Source organism: Pseudorhodoplanes sp. (assembly GCF_035565855.1).
Lineage (GTDB): Bacteria > Pseudomonadota > Alphaproteobacteria > Rhizobiales > Xanthobacteraceae > Pseudorhodoplanes.
The window spans coordinates 1-18,249 of the sequence record NZ_DATMRX010000028.1 but is presented as its reverse complement, the minus strand read 5'-3'; the positions used below and the strand labels follow the sequence as shown (position 1 = coordinate 18,249).

Genomic DNA, 18,249 nt, shown 5'->3' with positions numbered 1-18,249 from the left:
ACATGGTCGTTCTCAATCGGATCTATACCCGCACGGGAGACGACGGAACGACTGCGCTCGGGTCCGGCGAGCGGCGCAAGAAATACGACTTGCGGGTCGACGCCTATGGCACGCTGGATGAGGTCAATGCCGCCATCGGCATCGTGCGTCTGCATACCGCCGACGATCCGCAGCTCGACGCGATGCTCGGCCGCATCCAGAACGATATCTTCGACGTCGAAGCGGACCTGTGCATTCTCGACGACACCAAGGGCAAGGGGCCGGGCGGCGTCAAACTCAATGTCACCGGCCGGCAAGTGGAGTGGCTCGAGCAGCAGATCGACGCGTTGAACGAAAGCCTGCCGCCGCTCCGCTCCTTCATCCTGCCGGGCGGTACGCCGGCGGCGGCGTATATGCACCTCGCGCGGACGATGTGCCGCCGTGCGGAACGGCTGATGGTTCAGTTGCGCGACCAGCCGGGTGAAGACGTCACGCCGGAGGCCATCCAGTATGTGAACCGGCTTTCGGATTTCCTGTTCGTCGCAGGCCGCCATGCCAACGATCGGGGCGGCAGGGACGTATTGTGGCAACCGGGGCAGAACCGCTAAGAGGGAGGGTGGCAGCCCTCGCTGGACCATGCGCTCGGCAGGCATCGGACGGTGCGTCTGGCGCAGGGTAGAGATGCCGTTGACACCCGCGTAGTCCCACTCTTAGGTAGCTGCCCAATTTCGCATCTGCGAAGGCCTGATCATGAAAATTCTTGTGCCCGTAAAACGGGTTATCGACTACAACGTAAAAGTGCGCGTGAAATCTGATGGCTCGGGCGTTGAACTCGCCAACGTCAAGATGTCGATGAACCCCTTCGATGAGATCGCCGTGGAAGAGGCGATCCGGCTCAAGGAGGCGGGCAAGGCGACGGAAATCGTTGCCGTTTCAATCGGTCCCGCGCAGGCCTCCGAAACCATCCGCACCGCGCTCGCCATGGGGGCGGACCGGGGCATCCTGGTGAAGGTGGACGCGATGCCGGAGCCGCTGGCCGTCGCCAAGATCCTGAAAGGCATTGCGGAAGCCGAGCAGCCTGGTCTCGTGATCCTGGGCAAGCAGGCCATCGATGACGACTGCAACCAGACCGGACAGATGCTCGCTGCCTTGCTCGGTTGGCCGCAGGGCACTTTCGCATCGAAGGTCGTAATCGACGGTGACAGCGTTTCGGTCACCCGGGAAGTCGACGGCGGTTTGCAGACCGTCAAGCTGAAGGCGCCGGCAATCGTCACGACCGATCTGCGGTTGAACGAGCCGCGTTACGCGAGCCTGCCGAACATCATGAAGGCGAAGAAGAAGCCGATCGACGAAAAGACGCCGGCCGATTACGGCGTCGACGTGAAGCCGCGGCTTGAAGTCCTCAAGACCGTCGAGCCGGGCGGGCGCACCGCCGGTGTCAAGGTCGGTTCGGTCGCCGAACTCGTCGAAAAACTCAAGAACGAAGCGGGCGTGCTCTGATGACGACGTTGCTTTTTGCGGAACACGACAACGGGTCGTTGAAGGACGCCACCGCCAAGGCGCTCACCGCAGCCAAGGCGCTCGGCGGGGATGTGCATGTGCTTGTCGCCGGCAAGGGCTGCCGTGCCGCCGCCGACGAAGCGGCAAAGCTTGACGGCGTGTCCAAGGTCCTGCTCGCCGAAAGCGACAGCCTCGAACACCAGCTCGCCGAACCGACCGCGGCCCTGCTCGTCTCGCTCGCCGGCCCGTATGACGCGATCGTCGCACCCGCGACCACGACCGCCAAGAATGTCATGCCGCGCGTCGCGGCGCTGCTCGACGTGATGCAGATTTCGGACATCACCAAGGTCGTTGCGCCGGATACCTTCGAACGCCCGATCTATGCCGGCAACGCGATCCAGACGGTGAAGTCGACCGATGCGAAGAAGGTCGTCACCGTGCGGACGTCGACCTTCCAGGCCACGGGCGCCGGCGGCGCCGCGGCGCCGGTCGAGACCGTGCCGGTCCCGGCCGATCCGGGTCTTTCGAGCTTCGCCGGCGAGGAATTGTCGAAATCCGACCGTCCGGAACTGACCTCCGCCAAGATCATCATCTCCGGCGGCCGGGCCATGCAAAACCGTGAGAACTTCACCAAATATATCGAGCCGGTGGCCGACAAGCTTGGTGCGGCTATGGGGGCGTCGCGCGCCGCGGTCGATGCGGGCTATGCTCCGAACGACTGGCAGGTCGGGCAGACCGGCAAGGTCGTGGCGCCGGAGCTGTATATCGCCGTCGGAATTTCCGGGGCGATCCAGCATCTCGCCGGAATGAAGGATTCGAAGGTGATCGTTGCGATCAACAAGGACGAAGAGGCGCCGATCTTCCAGGTCGCCGATTACGGTCTCGTGGCCGATCTCTATCAGGCCCTGCCGGAACTCGACGCCGAACTCGCGAAGATCAAGCGCTAGGCAAAGCTCCCCGGCCGGGGAGGAGTGAAGGACAATATGGCGCAGGCAATTCAGAAGGTCGGTGTGATCGGGGCAGGCCAGATGGGCTCCGGCATCGCCCATGTATGTGCGCTGGCGGGATTCGACGTGAAACTGCACGACGTCTCGCCCGATCGTATCAAGCAGGCGCTGGCCACGATCAACGGCAACATGGCGCGGCAGGTCTCCAAAAAGGTGATCACCGAGGAGCAGCGGCAGGCCGCTCTGGACAAGATCGCGCCGGCCGAGTCGATGGACGATTTCTCCGATGTGGACCTCGTGATCGAGTCCGCGACGGAAAAGGAAGAAGTCAAGAAGAAGATCTTCACCGACCTTTGCCCGTCCCTGAAGCCGGAGGCGATCCTCGCAACCAATACGTCTTCGCTGTCGATCACGCGCCTTGCCGCCGCGACCGACCGGCCGGAAAAGTTCATCGGCATTCACTTCATGAATCCGGTGCCGCTGATGGAGCTTGTGGAGATCATCCGCGGCATTGCCACCGGCGATCAGACATTCGAGGCCTCGAAGGAATTCGTCTCCAAGCTGCACAAGACCATTGCGGTGGCGGAGGATTTTCCGGCCTTCATCGTCAACCGCATCCTGCTGCCGATGATCAACGAGGCGATCTACACGCTTTACGAAGGCGTCGGCACGGTGGAGGCGATCGATACCGCGATGAAGCTCGGTGCCCATCATCCGATGGGTCCGCTGGAGCTTGCCGACTTCATCGGCCTCGACACCTGTCTGTCGGTGATGCAGGTGCTGCACGAGGGGCTGGCGGACTCGAAATACCGCCCCTGTCCGCTGCTGGTGAAGTATGTCGAAGCCGGCTGGCTCGGCCGCAAGACGCGGCGCGGCTTCTACGATTATCGCGGCGAGAAGCCGGTCCCGACGCGGTAGCAGCCGCTCTCGCGTTGTCATCGCCCACGAAAGCGGGCGATGAAGTCAGCACAACGGCTCCAGGAGTTTACTGGATGCCCCGCTTTCGCGGGGCATGACAAGAAACAGTGCCGTCCTATTCCTTCGGGAAGAACCGGAAATACGGCTTCGCCTCTTTCAGAACCCGCGCGAAGGAAGGTCGCTGCATCAGCCGGTCGAGATAGGCGGCCGTGTGCTTGTGGTCGCCAAACGGCACCACCTTGTTCGCATAGAACAACGCCGGCGCTGCGGCGCAATCGGCCAGACTGAAATCGCTCCCGACGGCCCATGCGTCGCCCGCCATATCGCGCTCCATCATGTCGCGCTCGATCATGTCGTAGACGCCGAGGAGACGGCTCCTGGCCTGCTCGACGCCGAGCGGGTCTTTCTTGTCCGCGGGCCGCAGGCGGTCGCCGACGATCTCCTGCATCGGCAGCTGCACATAGAGATCGTAGAAGCGGTCCTGTAACCGTACCTGCAGCGCGCGATCCGCATCGTCCGGAATAAAGCGCGTCGCGCCGGGATAATGCCGATCGATATACTCGACGATGATGCTGGTTTCCGGAATGGTTTTCCCTCGCGCTTCGTCGCGGAGCACCGGAAACTTCCCGATCGGCCACAGCGACTTGAGATTTGCGGCTTCGGTCTCGTCCATCAGGTTGACGATCTGCGGCGTGAATGGCGTGCCGTTCTCGTAGAGCGCCATCAGCACCTTCATGCAGAAGGAGGACAGCGGATGGTAATACAAGATCAGCGACATGAACTCTCCGGCGCCTGAAGGGCGCGGTGGTGCGTTATGATTTCGTCAGAACGATGTGCACGGCGTTTGCGATGTCGCGCAGGCGCTGCGATCTCCTCGCACCGCGCCTCCGCGTTGAGCGTCGCCCATAGGAGCGTTCAGAGCAAGCTGCGTTCGGGCATCATGCGCAGCAGGCCTTCGCCTCCGGCTCTTCGTAACTGTCGTGATGACGGACCCAGTAGTTGAGCCGGCCATCGGCCGTGCGTTCATTCCGCCCCTTCGGCGTGATGTCGAGCAGGGACTGGCCGGCCATGAACGTATCGAGCCCGCGCGCATAGGCGGAATAGGTGAGGTAGATACTGCCGTCTTGGTCCCTGAAGAACACGCTGATGCCAGGAAGGTCCTCGCTCATATAGCGCGGATCGGTGGTGATGGTGCCGAAATTATAATCGATGCGGCCAGCGCCGATTTCTTCGGGCGTGAATTGCACGCCGAAGTCGCGATTGAAACTCGTGCCGTGCGAGGAGATCCAGGGGATCGTCCAGCCCATCCGCTTCTTGAAAGGCGCAATGTCGCGCCACGGCGCGCGCGAGACCAGCGCCATGCTGACGTCATGATGCGGCAGGTGCAGGCTCGCGCCCTGGATCTGGTCGGTGAAGTAGCTGCATCCGCTGCATCCGGCCTTCGCGTTCGGCGCCAGCATGAAATGGTAGACGATCAGCTGACTGTTTCCGCCGAACAGATCCGCGAGGGTCACCCGCCCGTTCGGGCACTCGAACACATAGTCCTTCTCGATCTTCAGCCAGGGCAGGGAACGCCGCTCCTCGCTGAGCGCGTCGTTCTTGCGCATCAGCTCCTTTTCCTTTGCCATGAACGCGCGGCGGGCCGCCGTCCACTCATCCCGCGAGACAATCCGGTGAGGTGTCATACGCTGCTCCTTTCGTGTTTGGTCGATCCATCACGCTGCGCCCGGCCTTCGCCGCCGGTTGCAGGCGTCTCGTAAAGCCCGGTCGATCCGCTATGCTGCCTCCGCACACGGGAGGAATACGCATGCCGGAGTCGCAGAAAGTCGCGCTGGTCACCGGCGCCGCGCGCGGGATCGGACTTGCGACCGCGCAAAAATTCCTGGGCGAAGGCTGGCAGGTCGCGCTGCTCGATATCGACAACGACACGCTTCAGCGGACGTTCAGTGCGCTGGCATTGCCCGATCGCACGCTTGCCCTGCATTGCGACGTCGCCGACGCCGATGGCGTGAGCGCCGCCGTCGCCCGCGTGGTGGAGCGCTTCGGACGGCTGGACGCGCTGGTGAACAATGCCGGCATCGCGATCTTCAAGCCGCTTCTGGAAACGACGCCTGCCGACTGGGCGCGCACGCTTGCGGTCAATCTCACCGGCCCATTTCTCTGCACGCAGGCGGCAGCGCCGGTCATGCGCGACAAGGGCGGCGGCAGTATCGTCAATATCACCTCGATCTCGTCGCTCCGCGCCTCCACGCTGCGCGTTGCCTACGGCACCAGCAAGGCCGGGCTTGCGCACCTGACCAAGCAGCAGGCGATCGAGCTTGCCGCCTTCAACATCCGCGTCAACGCCGTCGCGCCGGGGCCGGTCGACACGGCGATGGCGAAGGCGGTGCATACCCCTGAAATTCGCGCCGATTATCACGACACCATCCCGCTCAATCGTTACGGCCGTGAGGAAGAGCTTGCGGAGACGATCTTCTTTCTGTGCAGCGATCGTGCGAGCTACATCACCGGCCAGCTGCTCAGTGTCGACGGCGGCTTTGAGGCCGCCGGCATCGGTTTGCCGACCTTGCGTGGCGCGCGCGGTGAAACGGGACGGTGACACCGTCGCGCGCCTCGCCGGAGCGCGTTACGCCTTGCGCCGGTAATGCGACGTCATGAACTTGATCCATTGTCCGTCGGGACCCTGCATCTGCGACGACAGGACCCAGTGATCGTCGTTCTCAATGGTCACCATGTCCTGATATTTCGCCATCGCACCGTCGCCGGTCATGCTCGGTCCCTCGGCGTCCAAGGTCAGAACCCTGCCGGCTGCGTCGAGAGAACCCTCGTAAAGCCACAGATACGTCATCATCGATGCGATGAAGGTGCCGACGAATTTCTGTTTCGCCGGATCGTATCCGATCGTGATGATGCTGCGCATCTCGCCGGCGGGCATTTCGCTGACACCCTCGCTGAGGATCCACAAGCCTCCCAGCGATCGCGTGGTGCATCGGCCGGACGATTTCATCGGCGGCTGAGCCGGGCCCATCGCGCATTCGCCGTCGAACGTCCACTCGCCGACCAGGCGCTGCAGCCAGCGGTGTTCCTTTGTGGGCTCCACGTTCATCGGGCAATTGTCGGTGTTCACGTCGATCTTTTCGGCGGTGCTCATGGCTTCTCTCTCCCTAGTTGACGACGGTGGTTGTTGCGGCAGCCTGACGTTCCACAAGCGCCTTCAGGTCGCGAAGTCCCCGCTCGAATTCGCCGCCGAGGTCCTTTTCCATGTTGATGAAGATGCACATGATCCTGCCGATCAGATTCATTTTTCCGTGCATGCTCCATGTCAGCTGGGTGGCGTCGCCTTTATTCGCGAGCGCGTATTCGATGATGTTGCGCCCTTCCATCGGCTTTCGCATATCGAGGTTGAGCAGGATCTTCGAAGGCGTGGCCTGCGCGATCGTAAGCTTGCCTGCGCCCACATTCATGTCTCCCTCCCATTCGAGCGCGGAACCGACACCTGTTTCGGGACCTGTGAAGGTGCGCTTCAGGTTGGGATCTTTGCGCTCGAACGGCGACCATTCCCGCCCGCGCCGAAGGTCGGTGAGGATCGCGTAAACGGATTGCGCGGGGGCGTTGATGAGCGTTGCGCGCTCGATGCGGAAGGTATCGGGGCGCGTCGCGGCATAGGCAACGAGGCCGACAATGCCGACGGCGAGGACAATCATGATGATCATAAAGGTCTTGAGCACAATTCTTCTCCGGTGGTGAGGCTGAGGCAGTCCGTTCCCGATGCAGTCAATGCGCCCGGTGTCAGTTCTTCTTCAGGGGATGGGCGAAGCTCCAGGCGTGCCCGTACGGGTCGAGAACCTGGCCGTAGCGGTCGCCCCAGAAAGCATCCATCGGCGGCATCAGCACCGTGCAGCCGGCATCGACCGCACGGTTCACCGCGGCATCGCAGTCCGGCACATTGAGATGCAGCACGAAAGTCGTCGCGCCGTTTGCCTTCGGGCCGACAACCTTTCCACCGCTGCACTGCTCGCGAAACTCGACGAAGTCGTCCATCAGATAGATGTGGCAGCCATTGACGACCATCGCGGCATGCATCAGCCGCTTGCCGTCCTCGGCGGGCATGCGCATCAGTTCGGTCGCCCCGAGTGCCTTCTTGTAGAAGTCGAGCGCGTCGGCAGCGCCTTCCATGACGAGATGCGGGACGACGCCCTGGGGTTGCTGATCCATATCGTGTCCTTCCTGTTCCGGGAGCGGTTCGCTGTCTGTGGCGACTAGGCTGCGGCGGCTTGCAAAGACGGGAACGGCTCGCGCCAGGCCGGAATCTCGTCCAGCAGCGATTGCCAGCGCGCGATATTGTCGAAGCCTTCGATCGGCAGCCGGATGGCCTCGGCATACGGAAGCGTTACCGAAACCGCGAAGTCGGCGACCGTCAGATGATCGCCGAGCAGGAAGGTCCGGCCCTCGAGCGCGCGATCGAGTACGGCCGCGAATTGCCTCGCCAACCCGATCGCCTCTTCCGTCGCCTTTTCATCCGGCACACCGAGGCCGAATTTCGGCTTGACCAGATAATTGAAATACAGCGTGCCGGCCTGGCGGGTGAAATGCTCCGAATTCCAGGAGAGCCATTTCAACACTTCGATCTGCTTGGCCGGATCGGTCGGCCACAGCTCGGACTTTGCCTTGCGGGCGAGGTGACACATGATGGCGTTGGATTCCCAAAGCCGCACATCGCCGTCTTCGAGCGCCGGAATCTTGCCATTGGGGTTCACGGCAAGAAAGTCCGGCGCTTTATGTTCGCCCTTTGAAAGATCGATACGCACATACTCGACGGGCGATTCCAGATATTTCGCGACCGCGCACGCCTTCTTGCCGTTGATTGTCTCGAAGTAATAAAGCTTCATCCCGCTGCCTCCCGTGGTCATGCGAACAGTCTTTCGAGCTTGTCGAGCGTGCCGGTCCAGCCGCGGCGATGACCGTCTCTCGCGGCCTCGTCGAAGAATTTCTCGTGCAGCAGTGTCAGGATCGAACCGTCGCCGTCACGCTTGATGGTGATCGTGACGAAGGATTCGCGCTCCTTCATCGTGTGCCAGGCCCAGGTGAAAGCGAGCTTCTCGTTCGGCACGACCTCTTTGTAGACGCCGCCGACCTCATGGTATTCGCCGTCCTCGGTGTGAAATCCGATGTCGAAGCGCCCGCCGACACGCAGGTCGATCTGCGCCTTGGTGACCGGCCCGGAATCCGGACCGAACCACTTCACGATTTTTTCGGGGTCGGTCCAGGCGGCGTAGACCTTCTCCGCCGGTGCATTGAGACGACGTTTGAGGGTGAGGCTTGGCCTGGCGACGGCGTCTGCGCGGGCGATGGACATGAGTCTTCCTCCACAAAAGCGGCGAGGCGATCGAGCTGCTTCGACCAGAACTGCGCATACCGGTTCAGCCACAGCATGGCGTCCTCCATGGGCGCGGCCGTCAGCTCGCATGAGACGACGCGCCCCTGTTTCGAGCGCCGGATCAGCTTGGCATCTTCCAACACGTCGAGATGCTTCATGATGGCGGGAAGCGACACCGGGAACGGCTTCGCGATCTCGCTCACCGACATGCGATCCTGCTCGGCGAGCCGCGCCAGAATGGCGCGGCGCGTCGGGTCGGACAGGGCGGAAAACGTCGCCCCCAAACCGTCGTGCTGATAGTAAACCATGTGGTTAAGTATAAGGCCGGGCTTCCCCGAGTCAAGCGGAAAGCGCGGGCGGTCCGGCAGCATGAACGGTTAACGGGACGTTAGTTCATTCGTAACCGCTTGCCGCGATGATGCGCGCGGAGCGCATTCATGGCGGGTTACGGCATCAAGAAGATGGGCTGGACGCGGACGATGACCGCGTATGAGAGCATGACGTCTTGGCGCGCCAAGCGTAAGGCGTTTCAGCAGAAATACGAAGCGCAACTGCAAAATGCCGTGTCGTCATTGCAGACCGCATGGACGGATGCGGGCTACAACGTCGGCGAGATCGCGGCCAATCGCGCGCTGGCGCGCATCCAGGCTGAGACGAAAGCGAAGCTGGCGAAATCAGCGGCCGAACAGGCGGCGCAGGACAACGTGATCAAGACGCCGAAACAGTCATCCTTTAGCTACAACGATTCCATGACGATGACGGGCGGCGCGACAGTCAACCTGTCCGCCAATACAATCACGCATTCCGACGGTACGGTCGTCGACCTGAAGACCGGACTCAAGGTCAACGTCACCGCGTAAAATGAACATGGATGTCGGAGCCCTGGCCGCGGCCTTTGCCGGCGCATCGACCGCGAAGGTGCAGATGGCAGCCGCGGCGAAGATGATGAAGATGAATGCGAACGCGCAGGGCGCGATCGTCGCGGTCATCGAGGCGGCGCAGGACAATATGAAGGCGCTCACCGCGGCCGGAATCGGCGGCAATCTCGACATTTCCGTCTGAGCGGCCCTCCGCCTCGCATATGTGAGGCCATGCGGGTCTTCCGGGCCCGGCTTGCCCTTCCCCGCATCCGGAGGCTACAGAAAGCCCACAGGAGTTCAGTCCGGGTGGGATGCGTGAGCGACAATCTCGTAATTATTGCCGGGGGCGGCATTGGCGGCCTCGCGACCGCACTGACGCTGCACCAGATCGGTGTGCCCTGCGTCGTGTTCGAGGCGGCCCGCGAAATGCGGCCGCTTGGCGTCGGGATCAATCTGCAGCCCAATGCCGTGCGCGAACTCTACGATCTCGGCTTCACGGAAGCCGATCTGGATCGGGTCGGATTGCCGGCGAAGGAATGGGCGCTGGTCGGCCTGAACGGCAACGACATCTATTCCGAGCCGCGCGGACGCCTCGCCGGCTATAACTGGCCGCAATATGCCGTCCACCGCGGCCTGTTCCACATGCTGCTTCACGACAAGCTCGTCGAGCGCATCGGCCGGGACGGTGTGAGGCTCGGAAGCCGCGTCGTCGGTTATCGCAAGAACGCCGATGGCAGCGTCACCGCGCGGATCGAGCACGCGGACGGTTCGACATCGGAAGCGACCGGCGCGCTGCTGATCGGCGCCGACGGCATCCATTCCGCCATTCGCGCGCAGATGCATCCCGATCAGCCGCCGATCCATTGGGGTGGAGCGCTGATGTGGCGCGGGACGACCTGGGGCAAACCGATCCGCACCGGCGCGTCCTTTGTCGGACTCGGCACGCATCGCCAGCGCGTCGTGTTCTATCCGATCTCGCATCCCGATCCGCGCACCGGCCTGTCGATGATCAACTGGATCGCCGAGGTCACGCTCGACAATTCGGAAGGCTGGAAACAGAGCGGCTGGTTCCGTCAGGTCGACGACGATGCGTTCGTGGATCATTTCGAAAACTGGGTGTGGGACTGGCTTGATGTCCCTGCCATGCTGCGCAACGCGGAAAGCGTTTTCGAAAATCCGATGATCGACCGCGACCCGGTGCCGACATGGCAGGACGGTCCGGTACTTCTCCTCGGCGATGCCGCGCATCCGATGTATCCGACCGGCTCGAATGGCGGCAGTCAGGCCGTTGTCGATGCCCGGACCCTCGGCGCTGCAATGGTCGCGCATGGCGTAACGATCGATGCGCTGGCCGCCTTCGATGCGAAGTTCTGTGGCCCGATCTCGCAGGTGGTGTTGCGCAACCGCAGCGCCGGACCGTTCGGTCTTCTGAACATGGTCGATGAGCGGTGCGGCGGAACATTCGACTCGATCGACGACGTGATACCGTCCGCCGAACGCGAGGCCTTCATGGCAGGTTACAAGGCGGCGGCGGGATTCGCGATCGAGACGCTCAACCAGGCGCCGCAAACGATCGCGACGGGCGCAAAAGTCCGCGCGATGGAGACGGCGCCGCAATCCGCTTGAGCGCAGAGCGGGTCCGCTCGCGTCATCTAAAGCCTGTCATCGCCTGCGAAAGCGGGCGATCCAGAACACAAAAGCTTCAAGAGTCTACTGGATGCCCCGCCTTCGCGGGGCATGACAAAAACCGGCACGAGCTTGCTTCTGCAAAATCTCTAATTGAGGGTCCGCGGCGCGTGGACCGAGTCCAGCGAGAACGCGGGTATCTCGATATTGAATCGCTCTCCGGCCTCAGTCACCATTCCGTAATGGCCGGTCATGATGCCCGACGGCGTCTGCAGCGGAACTCCGCTGGTGTATTCGTAACTCTCGCCGGGTGCGATAACGGGTTCCTCGCCGACGACACCGGCGCCGCGCACTTCCTGCACGCGTCCCAAGGCATCGGTGATGTGCCAATAGCGCGTCTTGAGCTGAACCGTTTCGCCGCCGTCATTGGCGATTTCGATTGTATAGGCCCAGAAGAACTGACCCTTGTCTGGCGCCGAGCGGTCGGCAAGGAACCGCGGCGTAACCGTAACGGCGATATTGCGGGTGACGGCGCGGTACATGCTTTGGCGTCCGGCGCGGTGTGCCCTGTCCTCAGGAACTTCGAATCGACGGCACCAGGTTCCATCTAAATAACAGCTTCAATTCGCGGCTTGCAACCGGAACCGTGCTCGGCGAATGTCGATCTAAGCGAATGGCCCGAACCAACGTGACGATGGCGCCCACGATACCGACCGGCCGCGACTTGCGGCTTGACCTGTTTCGCGGGCTCGCGCTCTGGTTCATTTTTCTGGACCACATTCCGTCCAACATCGTCGCCTGGATCACCATCCGCAATTACGGGTTCAGCGACGCCACCGAGATCTTCATTTTCGTGTCGGGCTTTACCGCGGCCTTCGTCTATGGGCGCGCGATGAGCGACTACGGCTTCGTCGTGTCGAGTGCGCGCATCCTGAAGCGCGCATGGCAGATCTATGTCGCGCATATCTTTCTGTTCGTGATCTATATGGGTCAGATCGCCTATGTCGCGCGCGGCTTTCAGAATCCGCTCTACGCGGAAGAAATGAATATCCTTGAGTTCCTGCAGCAGCCCGATGTGACGCTGGTGCAGGCGCTGCTCTTGAAATTCAAGCCGGTCAACATGGACGTGTTGCCGCTCTACATCGTGCTGATGGCCTGCTTTCCACCCGTATTGTGGTTGTTGCTGCGCCGTCCGACATTGGCGCTTGCGCTGTCGGGGCTGCTCTATGCGCTGACGTGGGAGTTCGGTTGGAACTTGCCGGCCTATCCGAGCGGGACCTGGTACTTCAATCCGTTCGCCTGGCAATTGCTCTTCGTTTTCGGCGCATGGTGCGCGCTCGGCGGGGCAGAGCGGCTGAAATGGCTTCTGCGATCCCGCATCACGCTTTCCATCGCCGTCGCCTATCTCGTGATCGCCTTTCTCATCACCCTGACCTGGCACATTCCGCGTCTTGCGCCGTTGGTGCCGCGATGGCTCGCCGAACAAATCTATCCCATCGACAAGACCAATCTTGACGTTCTTCGCTTTGCGCATTTCCTCGCGCTGGCCACGATCACGGTTTATTTCGTGCCGCGCGACTGGGGGCCGCTCCGCTCACGCTGGCTGCAACCCGCGATCCTGTGCGGTCAGAACTCGCTGGAAATCTTCTGCCTCGGCGTTTTTCTGGCCTTTGCCGCTCACTTCGCAAAGGTCGAGATCTCGCCGGGAATCCCGATGCAGATTCTCGTCAGCGTATTAGGCATTTTAATAATGATTGCGGTGGCCTGGTTGCTGTCGTGGTACAAGGACGCTACGGCACGCAGGACCGGCCGCCCCGTGGATCAGGCGGCGAAACCCTCGCTAGGAGGCGAGGCATGAGCACCCCGATTTCTGCCCTTTTGGCGATCACGGCGGTGATGGCGGCCCTGCTTCTGCCGGCCGCCGCGCAGGGGCCTGCCCAGACGCCTGCCGAGACGAAGACCGAGGCCGGCAAGCCTGCGGCGGACCCGCTGGCAAGCGTCCCGCTGGAAAACAACCCTTGCGAGGTACCGGGCTATATCCTCTTTGGCGAAAGCAAGCTCGAACACGTCAAGAAAGCTGTGCAGGAGCACAAAAAGCTCACGGTTCTGGTGCTGGGGTCAGGTTCCTCGCTGATGCCAGGCCCGGATGGGGCCGGAAAGGCATATCCGGGGCGGCTGGAGGAGGTCCTGCGGAAGCGGTTCCCGCAGGTGGACATCCAGGTTGTTGCACTTGCGAAATCGCGCCAGCTCGCTTCCGACATGGCGCAAAGCCTCGAAAAAGCCCTTCTCGACCGCAAACCCGATCTGGTGATATGGCAGACGGGAACCGTGGACGCGATGCGGGGGGTGGATCCGGAAAGTTTCCGGGCCTCCCTGGATGACGGTATCGACCATGTCGTGGACGCCGGGGCCGATGTGATCCTGATGAATATGCAGTACAGCCCGCGGACCGAAACCCTGATCTCGCTGTCGAACTATGCCGACATCATGCGGGTCGTGGCGCGCGACCGCGATGTACCGCTGTTCGACCGGCGCGAGATCATGCGCCACTGGAACGACAACGGGAATTTCGATCTCAACCTTGCCACCAAGGATCTGGCGACCGCCTACAAGGTGCATGACTGCCTCGGCCGGGCGCTGGCGTCGCTCGTCGTGGAAGCGGCCGATCTCGACGGCATCAAAGCGAGGCCCACGCAGTGACGGTGTTGACCTGCCCTTTTTCGTTTCGCGCATTCGTGCTGGCAGCCGCGTTCATCGCCGCAGGGACCGGGCTCGTTCACGCCGGTGACAAGCGGGCCGCCCTGCCGTCCGAGCAGCCGGCCTGCAATGCACCCGAGGATGTCACCCGCCTGATGAATCCTCTGGCCCGCACCGGGCGCAAGCTCGCTGCGGGTGAGCCCGTCAAGATCGTTGCGATCGGCTCGTCATCGACCGCGGGCGCCGGCGCGAGTGCGCCCAATAAAACCTATCCGGCGCGGCTCGCCGTGGAACTCGCCGAGAGGTTTCCCGCGCAGCCAATCGAGGTGATCAATCAGGGCGTCAACGGCGAAGATGCCGGGGACATGGTGGCGCGGCTCGATACCGGCGTATTGTCGGAGCGGCCGGATCTGATCCTGTGGCAGGTCGGCGCCAACGCCGTGTTGCGCGATCTCGCCATCCCGAACGTGCGCTCAGACATTCTCGAAGGCCTGCGCCGCATGAAGGCGTCCGGCGCGGATGTGGTGCTGATCGACCCGCAATTTGCGCCCAAGGTGCTTGCGAAGAAGGAGGCCGATGCGATGGTCGACCTGCTCGCGACCACCGCGAAGGCGCAGAATGTCGATCTCTTCCGTCGATTTGCCGTCATGCGACACTGGCGGCAGGTCGCCCATCTCCCATTCGAAGTGTTCATTTCGCCCGACGAATTGCATATGAATGACTGGAGCTATGGCTGTCTTGCCAAGCTGCTGGCCGGCGCGATCGCGGAAGCGGCGACCCGCACGACACTGACAGCCCGCGCGCGCTGATCGCGATTTTCCGGGATAACTGGCTTGCGGTCCGGTCCGGCTCTTGTGCCAGGCATTCACGGCCTTATTGCATCTGAGGCGTGGACGGCCCGGTCGTGGCGCGAAGGATACCGTTGTTGGAGCGGTAGGGCGCGGCTGGTCCCGATGACGAGGGGTCGAGCTTGACGCGAGCCTTCAATGGAAGTGGCAGCGGCATTCTGCCGGATCGGTCGATCGTCGCGTTGACCGAGGCCGGGCACATTCGACTGTCTTCGCCTTACGCCGATGATCAGGTTCAGCCCGCTTCGCTCGATCTCAGGTTGGGCCCCGTGGCGTTCCGTGTGCGCGCTAGTTTTCTGCCGGGACCGAAGGCGACGGTCGCAGCGCGGATCGATGCGCTGGCGCTGCATGAAATCGATCTTCGCGCCGGCGCGGTCCTCGAAACCGGCTGCGTCTATATCGTGCCGCTGATGGAAAGCCTGGCGCTGCCGGCCGATATCTCCGCAACCGCCAATCCGAAAAGTTCGACGGGACGCATCGACGTCTTCACGCGCGTGATCGCCGATCGTTCACGCGGCTTCGATCAGGTGGAGGCCGGTTACGAGGGCACCCTCTACGCCGAGATTTCGCCGCGCACCTTCCCGGTGCTCGCGCGCCAGGGCTCGCGATTGTCTCAGATCCGTTTTCGCCGTGGCGAGACCTTGCTCGACGCCGCACAATTGCGCGCGCTGCACGAACGCGAGCGGCTCGTCGATAGCGAGATCGCCGATCTGACCGATGGCGTCGCGGTCGGCGTCGATCTGTCCGGCGATTTTCCGGGCGGGCTGATCGGTTATCGCGCCAAGCGTCACACCGGCCTGATCGATGTCGACCTTCGGCAGGGCTACGATGTCGCCGATTTCTGGGAGCCGATGCCGGCGCGACCGGATGCGAGCCTGATCCTCGATCCGAACGAATTCTACATTCTGGCCTCGAAGGAAGCGGTGCAGGTGCCGCCGGATTACGCCGCCGAGATGGTGCCGTTCGATCCGCTGGTTGGCGAGTTTCGCGTGCACTATGCCGGCTTCTTCGATCCGGGCTTTGGCTATGCGGGGGCTGGAGGACGCGGCGCGCGCGCCGTGCTCGAAGTGCGATCGCGCGAGGTGCCGTTCATCCTCGAACATGGCCAGATCGTCGGCCGGCTGGTCTATGAAAAGATGATCGCGCGTCCCGACACGCTCTATGGTCAGGGGATCGGCTCGAATTATCAGGCGCAAGGTCTGAAATTGTCGAAGCACTTCCGAAGCTGATCGTGCTGCCGCTCGATGAAACGGCACTCATCTTGTTCTTGCTGTCGGCGTTTGTCGGTGGTGTCACCACCGGCCTTGCCGGTTTCGCGATGGGTCTCGTCGTATCGGGCGTGTGGCTGCACATCCTCACACCGGTTCAGACCGCCGCGTTGATCGTCGGTTACGGCCTTTTCGTGCAGGCGCATGGCGCATGGCGGTTCCGCCGATCGGTCGATCTGCGTCGCGTGATTCCGTTGATCGTGGGTGGCGCATTCGGCGTACCGGTCGGGTTGCTCCTGCTCTCGCATCTCGACCCCGCCTGGGTGCGACGCGCTGTCGGGGTCCTGCTGGTCGCCTACAGCTCGTTCGGCATGTTGCGGCCGAAGGTGACGCCGCTGCCGGCAAGCCGGCCGGCTGACAGCGCGATCGGCTTCATCAACGGCATACTCGGGGGCATGACGGGGCTTGCCGGGCCGATCCTCGTGATCTGGTGTCAGCTCTCGGGCGTGCCGCGGCATGCGCAGCGCGCCATCTTTCAGCCGGTCATCCTGTCCACCTTCGTGATGACGGCCGCGGGACTGGCGGTCGAGCGCGCGATCACCCGTGAGGTCTTCGTGTTGTTTGGCCTTGGCCTCGTGCCGGTGGCCGTCGGGATCTGGGTCGGGGTCCGGCTCTATGGCAAGCTGGACGAGGCCGGCTTCCGCCGCTTGATCCTGATGCTGCTGCTTCTGTCCGGCCTCGTGCTGCTGATCCCGGGTTGAGCCCGGAAACCTTGCGGCGGCGGGGGCAATTTCGCTATGGTCCCGCCGCGCGCGGGCGTAGTTCAATGGTAGAACGGCAGCTTCCCAAGCTGCATACGAGGGTTCGATTCCCTTCGCCCGCTCCAGCTCTCCTGCAGCACCATCAGGCCACAACCGCGCCCTAGTGCCGCGGCGTCGCCGCGCCGGTGGTGGTCGAGTGCTTCACGGTCGTGCCGTCCCCGGCCACCATCTCCCGATCCTTGGTGTAGAACCACATGCCGACCGCGACCACGAGGGCGATTGCGCCGAGAACCGAGACAACCCGGACGTCGGTGCGCTGGCGTTCGATCTCGCCCGGAAGCTGATTGTCGCTTGTTGGGATGCGGGCCTGGTCGTCGTGCTCAACAGGCATTGAAGGTCTCCGTAAGGCTCAAGACAAGTTGCCCGGCGCCGTTGCGGTTCCCGGCGGCGATCCGGATCAGCGGCACGTGAGAACACTCGGCCGCGTCGGCGCGCGTGTCGTCACTCACGCGTCTGTGAGGGTGGGGCCGGCGGCGCCGCGGGGGCGCTTGCGCCTGTCGTGACGCGATCCTGGCCGGCGCGATCGCCGGTCACGGTGTCTTTCGTCGTGTAGAACCAGAAGCCGACGGCGATGAAGGCGGCCATGAGCCCCAGCATGAGCACGCTGCTCCATCCGCGGCCGCGACGCTCGTAAGGTGGGCGATTCGGATTCATATCGGACGGTGCGCGCGCATCGCGGTCGGGGTCGTAGGTCATGGCCGTCTCCGGATTTGGGATGCACAGACAAAGCGGTGCAACCGTCCGCGTTCCCGCTGTTCATGATTAACCGGCAGCTATTCGTCAGCGGCAAAATCTCAGCGTATAGTCGGCCATTCGCCGCCGGCGAGGAGAAGGGCCGTGTCAGACTGCATTCACTGTGACATTCACGATTTGCTGGAACCCGAATTGACGCGCGAAGGCGCCGATCTCGGTGCGATTGCAGCGCGGGTCACGGAGGTGCTGGCCGATCTGATCGTCATGGCAGATCCGCAGGACCGTGCGGCCCTGCTCGCCGATGTCGTGGCCAATCTCGGCCATTTCGTTCTGGAGAAGACCGAGCAGCCGCCGACGACCGGCGGCAGCGAGGTCAAGTCGCGCCGGCACTGACCTCCCGTCGGACGCGGAACCCGGCCTTGCGCCCTCGCGTTGAACGGCATGGGCACCGTCCTGTCATTTGCCGATGCACGCGCTGCAAGCGTCAAAGCGAAGCTGAACGCTTACGCGCAATCGCGCCGGCCGGCCGCGATCGCGGCGGCCGACGTCAGGGTCGAGGCGCAGCGCATCTTCTGCCGTGAAGCCATGGCGGTGTTGATCGACCGCTACGGTTACCAGACCCGCCTCGATTACCGCGACATCAGGGATGTGCGCCCCATCGTGCCGACGCCCGATATTTTCCAGTTTGCGAAGGCCGGCGATCCGTCGCCTGCTGATGCCCGACCGGGGCAGGTCGTGCCGTTTCCGATGGGCCGATCCTGGAAGCAATGGTCCG

26 protein-coding genes and 1 tRNA gene are annotated in these 18,249 nt (G+C 62.9%); 16 read left to right on the top strand and 11 right to left on the bottom strand.

Going from position 1 to position 18,249, the window contains the following annotated elements; translation table 11 throughout:
- Nucleotides 1-2 precede the first annotated feature (2 nt).
- The 4 genes from VN004_RS01610 (at nucleotide 3) to VN004_RS01595 (ending at nucleotide 3,344) form a co-directional block, all read left to right on the top strand.
- Nucleotides 3-587 carry a cob(I)yrinic acid a,c-diamide adenosyltransferase gene (locus tag VN004_RS01610; protein ID WP_325606376.1) on the top strand — a complete coding sequence of 195 codons (585 nt, stop codon included), beginning with the start codon at nucleotides 3-5 and terminating at the stop codon, nucleotides 585-587.
- Nucleotides 588-729: 142 nt separating this feature from the next.
- On the top strand, nucleotides 730-1,479 hold the full coding sequence (locus VN004_RS01605; RefSeq protein WP_325606375.1) for an electron transfer flavoprotein subunit beta/FixA family protein: 750 nt from the start codon (nucleotides 730-732) through the stop codon (nucleotides 1,477-1,479).
- Nucleotides 1,479-2,426, top strand: a complete 948-nt coding sequence (locus VN004_RS01600) for an electron transfer flavoprotein subunit alpha/FixB family protein (protein WP_325606372.1) — start codon at nucleotides 1,479-1,481, stop codon at nucleotides 2,424-2,426. Before VN004_RS01605 ends, VN004_RS01600 begins: the two co-directional genes overlap by 1 nt.
- A gap of 36 nt (nucleotides 2,427-2,462) precedes the next feature.
- Nucleotides 2,463-3,344 carry a 3-hydroxybutyryl-CoA dehydrogenase gene (locus VN004_RS01595; RefSeq protein ID WP_325606370.1) on the top strand — a complete coding sequence of 294 codons (882 nt, stop codon included), beginning with the start codon at nucleotides 2,463-2,465 and terminating at the stop codon, nucleotides 3,342-3,344.
- Nucleotides 3,345-3,459: 115 nt separating this feature from the next.
- On the opposite strand, the gene VN004_RS01590 is transcribed toward VN004_RS01595, so the two are convergent.
- Complete coding sequence (locus VN004_RS01590) at nucleotides 3,460-4,122, bottom strand: glutathione S-transferase family protein (protein WP_325606368.1); 663 nt, start codon at nucleotides 4,120-4,122, stop codon at nucleotides 3,460-3,462.
- A gap of 160 nt (nucleotides 4,123-4,282) precedes the next feature.
- The gene (locus tag VN004_RS01585; protein ID WP_325606366.1) at nucleotides 4,283-5,029 is read right to left on the bottom strand and encodes a thioredoxin family protein; all 747 of its coding nucleotides are present in this window, start codon (nucleotides 5,027-5,029) and stop codon (nucleotides 4,283-4,285) included.
- A gap of 122 nt (nucleotides 5,030-5,151) precedes the next feature.
- Between VN004_RS01585 and VN004_RS01580 the strand changes: the two genes are divergently transcribed.
- Complete coding sequence (locus VN004_RS01580; protein ID WP_325606365.1) at nucleotides 5,152-5,943, top strand: SDR family oxidoreductase; 792 nt, start codon at nucleotides 5,152-5,154, stop codon at nucleotides 5,941-5,943.
- 27 nt (nucleotides 5,944-5,970) lie between these two features.
- On the opposite strand, the gene VN004_RS01575 is transcribed toward VN004_RS01580, so the two are convergent.
- The 6 genes from VN004_RS01575 to VN004_RS01550 all read right to left on the bottom strand — a co-directional run bounded on the left by VN004_RS01575 (nucleotide 5,971) and on the right by VN004_RS01550 (nucleotide 9,092).
- Nucleotides 5,971-6,495 carry a DUF1579 domain-containing protein gene (locus tag VN004_RS01575; RefSeq protein ID WP_325606363.1) on the bottom strand — a complete coding sequence of 175 codons (525 nt, stop codon included), beginning with the start codon at nucleotides 6,493-6,495 and terminating at the stop codon, nucleotides 5,971-5,973.
- 13 nt (nucleotides 6,496-6,508) lie between these two features.
- A complete protein-coding gene (locus VN004_RS01570; RefSeq protein ID WP_325606361.1) occupies nucleotides 6,509-7,072 on the bottom strand; it encodes an SRPBCC family protein in 564 nt (187 codons plus the stop codon).
- Nucleotides 7,073-7,133: 61 nt separating this feature from the next.
- A complete protein-coding gene (locus VN004_RS01565) occupies nucleotides 7,134-7,559 on the bottom strand; it encodes a VOC family protein (protein WP_325606359.1) in 426 nt (141 codons plus the stop codon).
- A 44-nt stretch (nucleotides 7,560-7,603) separates the two neighbouring features.
- Nucleotides 7,604-8,254: a glutathione S-transferase family protein gene (locus tag VN004_RS01560; RefSeq protein ID WP_325606357.1), complete on the bottom strand. Its 651-nt coding sequence runs from the start codon at nucleotides 8,252-8,254 to the stop codon at nucleotides 7,604-7,606.
- On the bottom strand, nucleotides 8,251-8,589 hold the full coding sequence (locus VN004_RS01555) for an SRPBCC domain-containing protein (RefSeq protein ID WP_325606355.1): 339 nt from the start codon (nucleotides 8,587-8,589) through the stop codon (nucleotides 8,251-8,253). The genes VN004_RS01560 and VN004_RS01555 overlap by 4 nt, the downstream gene beginning before the upstream one ends.
- Nucleotides 8,586-9,092: a metalloregulator ArsR/SmtB family transcription factor gene (locus VN004_RS01550; RefSeq protein ID WP_325606353.1), complete on the bottom strand. Its 507-nt coding sequence runs from the start codon at nucleotides 9,090-9,092 to the stop codon at nucleotides 8,586-8,588. The genes VN004_RS01555 and VN004_RS01550 overlap by 4 nt, the downstream gene beginning before the upstream one ends.
- Before the next feature lie 66 nt (nucleotides 9,093-9,158).
- Here VN004_RS01550 and VN004_RS01545 point away from each other — a divergent pair, with 66 nt between their 5' ends.
- The 3 genes from VN004_RS01545 to VN004_RS01535 all read left to right on the top strand — a co-directional run bounded on the left by VN004_RS01545 (nucleotide 9,159) and on the right by VN004_RS01535 (nucleotide 11,207).
- Complete coding sequence (locus VN004_RS01545) at nucleotides 9,159-9,581, top strand: hypothetical protein (protein ID WP_325606351.1); 423 nt, start codon at nucleotides 9,159-9,161, stop codon at nucleotides 9,579-9,581.
- Between the two features lies 1 nt (nucleotide 9,582).
- Entirely contained in the window at nucleotides 9,583-9,783 is a 201-nt protein-coding gene (locus VN004_RS01540) for a hypothetical protein (RefSeq protein WP_325606349.1), read from the top strand.
- Nucleotides 9,784-9,896: 113 nt separating this feature from the next.
- A complete protein-coding gene (locus tag VN004_RS01535) occupies nucleotides 9,897-11,207 on the top strand; it encodes a flavin-dependent oxidoreductase (RefSeq protein ID WP_325606347.1) in 1,311 nt (436 codons plus the stop codon).
- Between the two features lie 149 nt (nucleotides 11,208-11,356).
- Here the strand turns inward: VN004_RS01535 and apaG are convergent, their stop codons facing one another.
- Nucleotides 11,357-11,749 carry a Co2+/Mg2+ efflux protein ApaG gene (apaG, locus tag VN004_RS01530; RefSeq protein WP_325606345.1) on the bottom strand — a complete coding sequence of 131 codons (393 nt, stop codon included), beginning with the start codon at nucleotides 11,747-11,749 and terminating at the stop codon, nucleotides 11,357-11,359.
- Between the two features lie 131 nt (nucleotides 11,750-11,880).
- On the opposite strand from apaG, the gene VN004_RS01525 reads away from it, so the two are divergent.
- The 6 genes from VN004_RS01525 to VN004_RS01500 all read left to right on the top strand — a co-directional run bounded on the left by VN004_RS01525 (nucleotide 11,881) and on the right by VN004_RS01500 (nucleotide 16,846).
- The gene (locus VN004_RS01525) at nucleotides 11,881-13,065 is read left to right on the top strand and encodes an OpgC domain-containing protein (protein WP_325606344.1); all 1,185 of its coding nucleotides are present in this window, start codon (nucleotides 11,881-11,883) and stop codon (nucleotides 13,063-13,065) included.
- Between the two features lie 20 nt (nucleotides 13,066-13,085).
- The gene (locus VN004_RS01520; protein WP_325606342.1) at nucleotides 13,086-13,907 is read left to right on the top strand and encodes an SGNH/GDSL hydrolase family protein; all 822 of its coding nucleotides are present in this window, start codon (nucleotides 13,086-13,088) and stop codon (nucleotides 13,905-13,907) included.
- 35 nt (nucleotides 13,908-13,942) lie between these two features.
- Nucleotides 13,943-14,713, top strand: a complete 771-nt coding sequence (locus VN004_RS01515; RefSeq protein WP_325606340.1) for an SGNH/GDSL hydrolase family protein — start codon at nucleotides 13,943-13,945, stop codon at nucleotides 14,711-14,713.
- 161 nt (nucleotides 14,714-14,874) lie between these two features.
- Nucleotides 14,875-15,981 carry a 2'-deoxycytidine 5'-triphosphate deaminase gene (locus VN004_RS01510; RefSeq protein WP_325606338.1) on the top strand — a complete coding sequence of 369 codons (1,107 nt, stop codon included), beginning with the start codon at nucleotides 14,875-14,877 and terminating at the stop codon, nucleotides 15,979-15,981.
- 2 nt (nucleotides 15,982-15,983) lie between these two features.
- The gene (locus VN004_RS01505) at nucleotides 15,984-16,721 is read left to right on the top strand and encodes a sulfite exporter TauE/SafE family protein (RefSeq protein ID WP_325606336.1); all 738 of its coding nucleotides are present in this window, start codon (nucleotides 15,984-15,986) and stop codon (nucleotides 16,719-16,721) included.
- Nucleotides 16,722-16,772: 51 nt separating this feature from the next.
- Nucleotides 16,773-16,846 (top strand) — tRNA-Gly (locus tag VN004_RS01500).
- Between the two features lie 35 nt (nucleotides 16,847-16,881).
- On the opposite strand, the gene VN004_RS01495 is transcribed toward VN004_RS01500, so the two are convergent.
- Nucleotides 16,882-17,112, bottom strand: coding sequence for a hypothetical protein (locus VN004_RS01495; protein WP_325606335.1), 231 nt, complete (start codon nucleotides 17,110-17,112; stop codon nucleotides 16,882-16,884).
- 110 nt (nucleotides 17,113-17,222) lie between these two features.
- Nucleotides 17,223-17,477, bottom strand: coding sequence for a hypothetical protein (locus tag VN004_RS01490; RefSeq protein WP_325606334.1), 255 nt, complete (start codon nucleotides 17,475-17,477; stop codon nucleotides 17,223-17,225).
- Between the two features lie 141 nt (nucleotides 17,478-17,618).
- Between VN004_RS01490 and VN004_RS01485 the strand changes: the two genes are divergently transcribed.
- Both VN004_RS01485 and VN004_RS01480 read left to right on the top strand, forming a co-directional pair.
- A complete protein-coding gene (locus tag VN004_RS01485) occupies nucleotides 17,619-17,867 on the top strand; it encodes a hypothetical protein (RefSeq protein WP_325606333.1) in 249 nt (82 codons plus the stop codon).
- Between the two features lie 48 nt (nucleotides 17,868-17,915).
- A partial coding sequence (locus VN004_RS01480) for a hypothetical protein (RefSeq protein ID WP_325606332.1) occupies nucleotides 17,916-18,249 on the top strand: 334 nt, incomplete at its 3' end.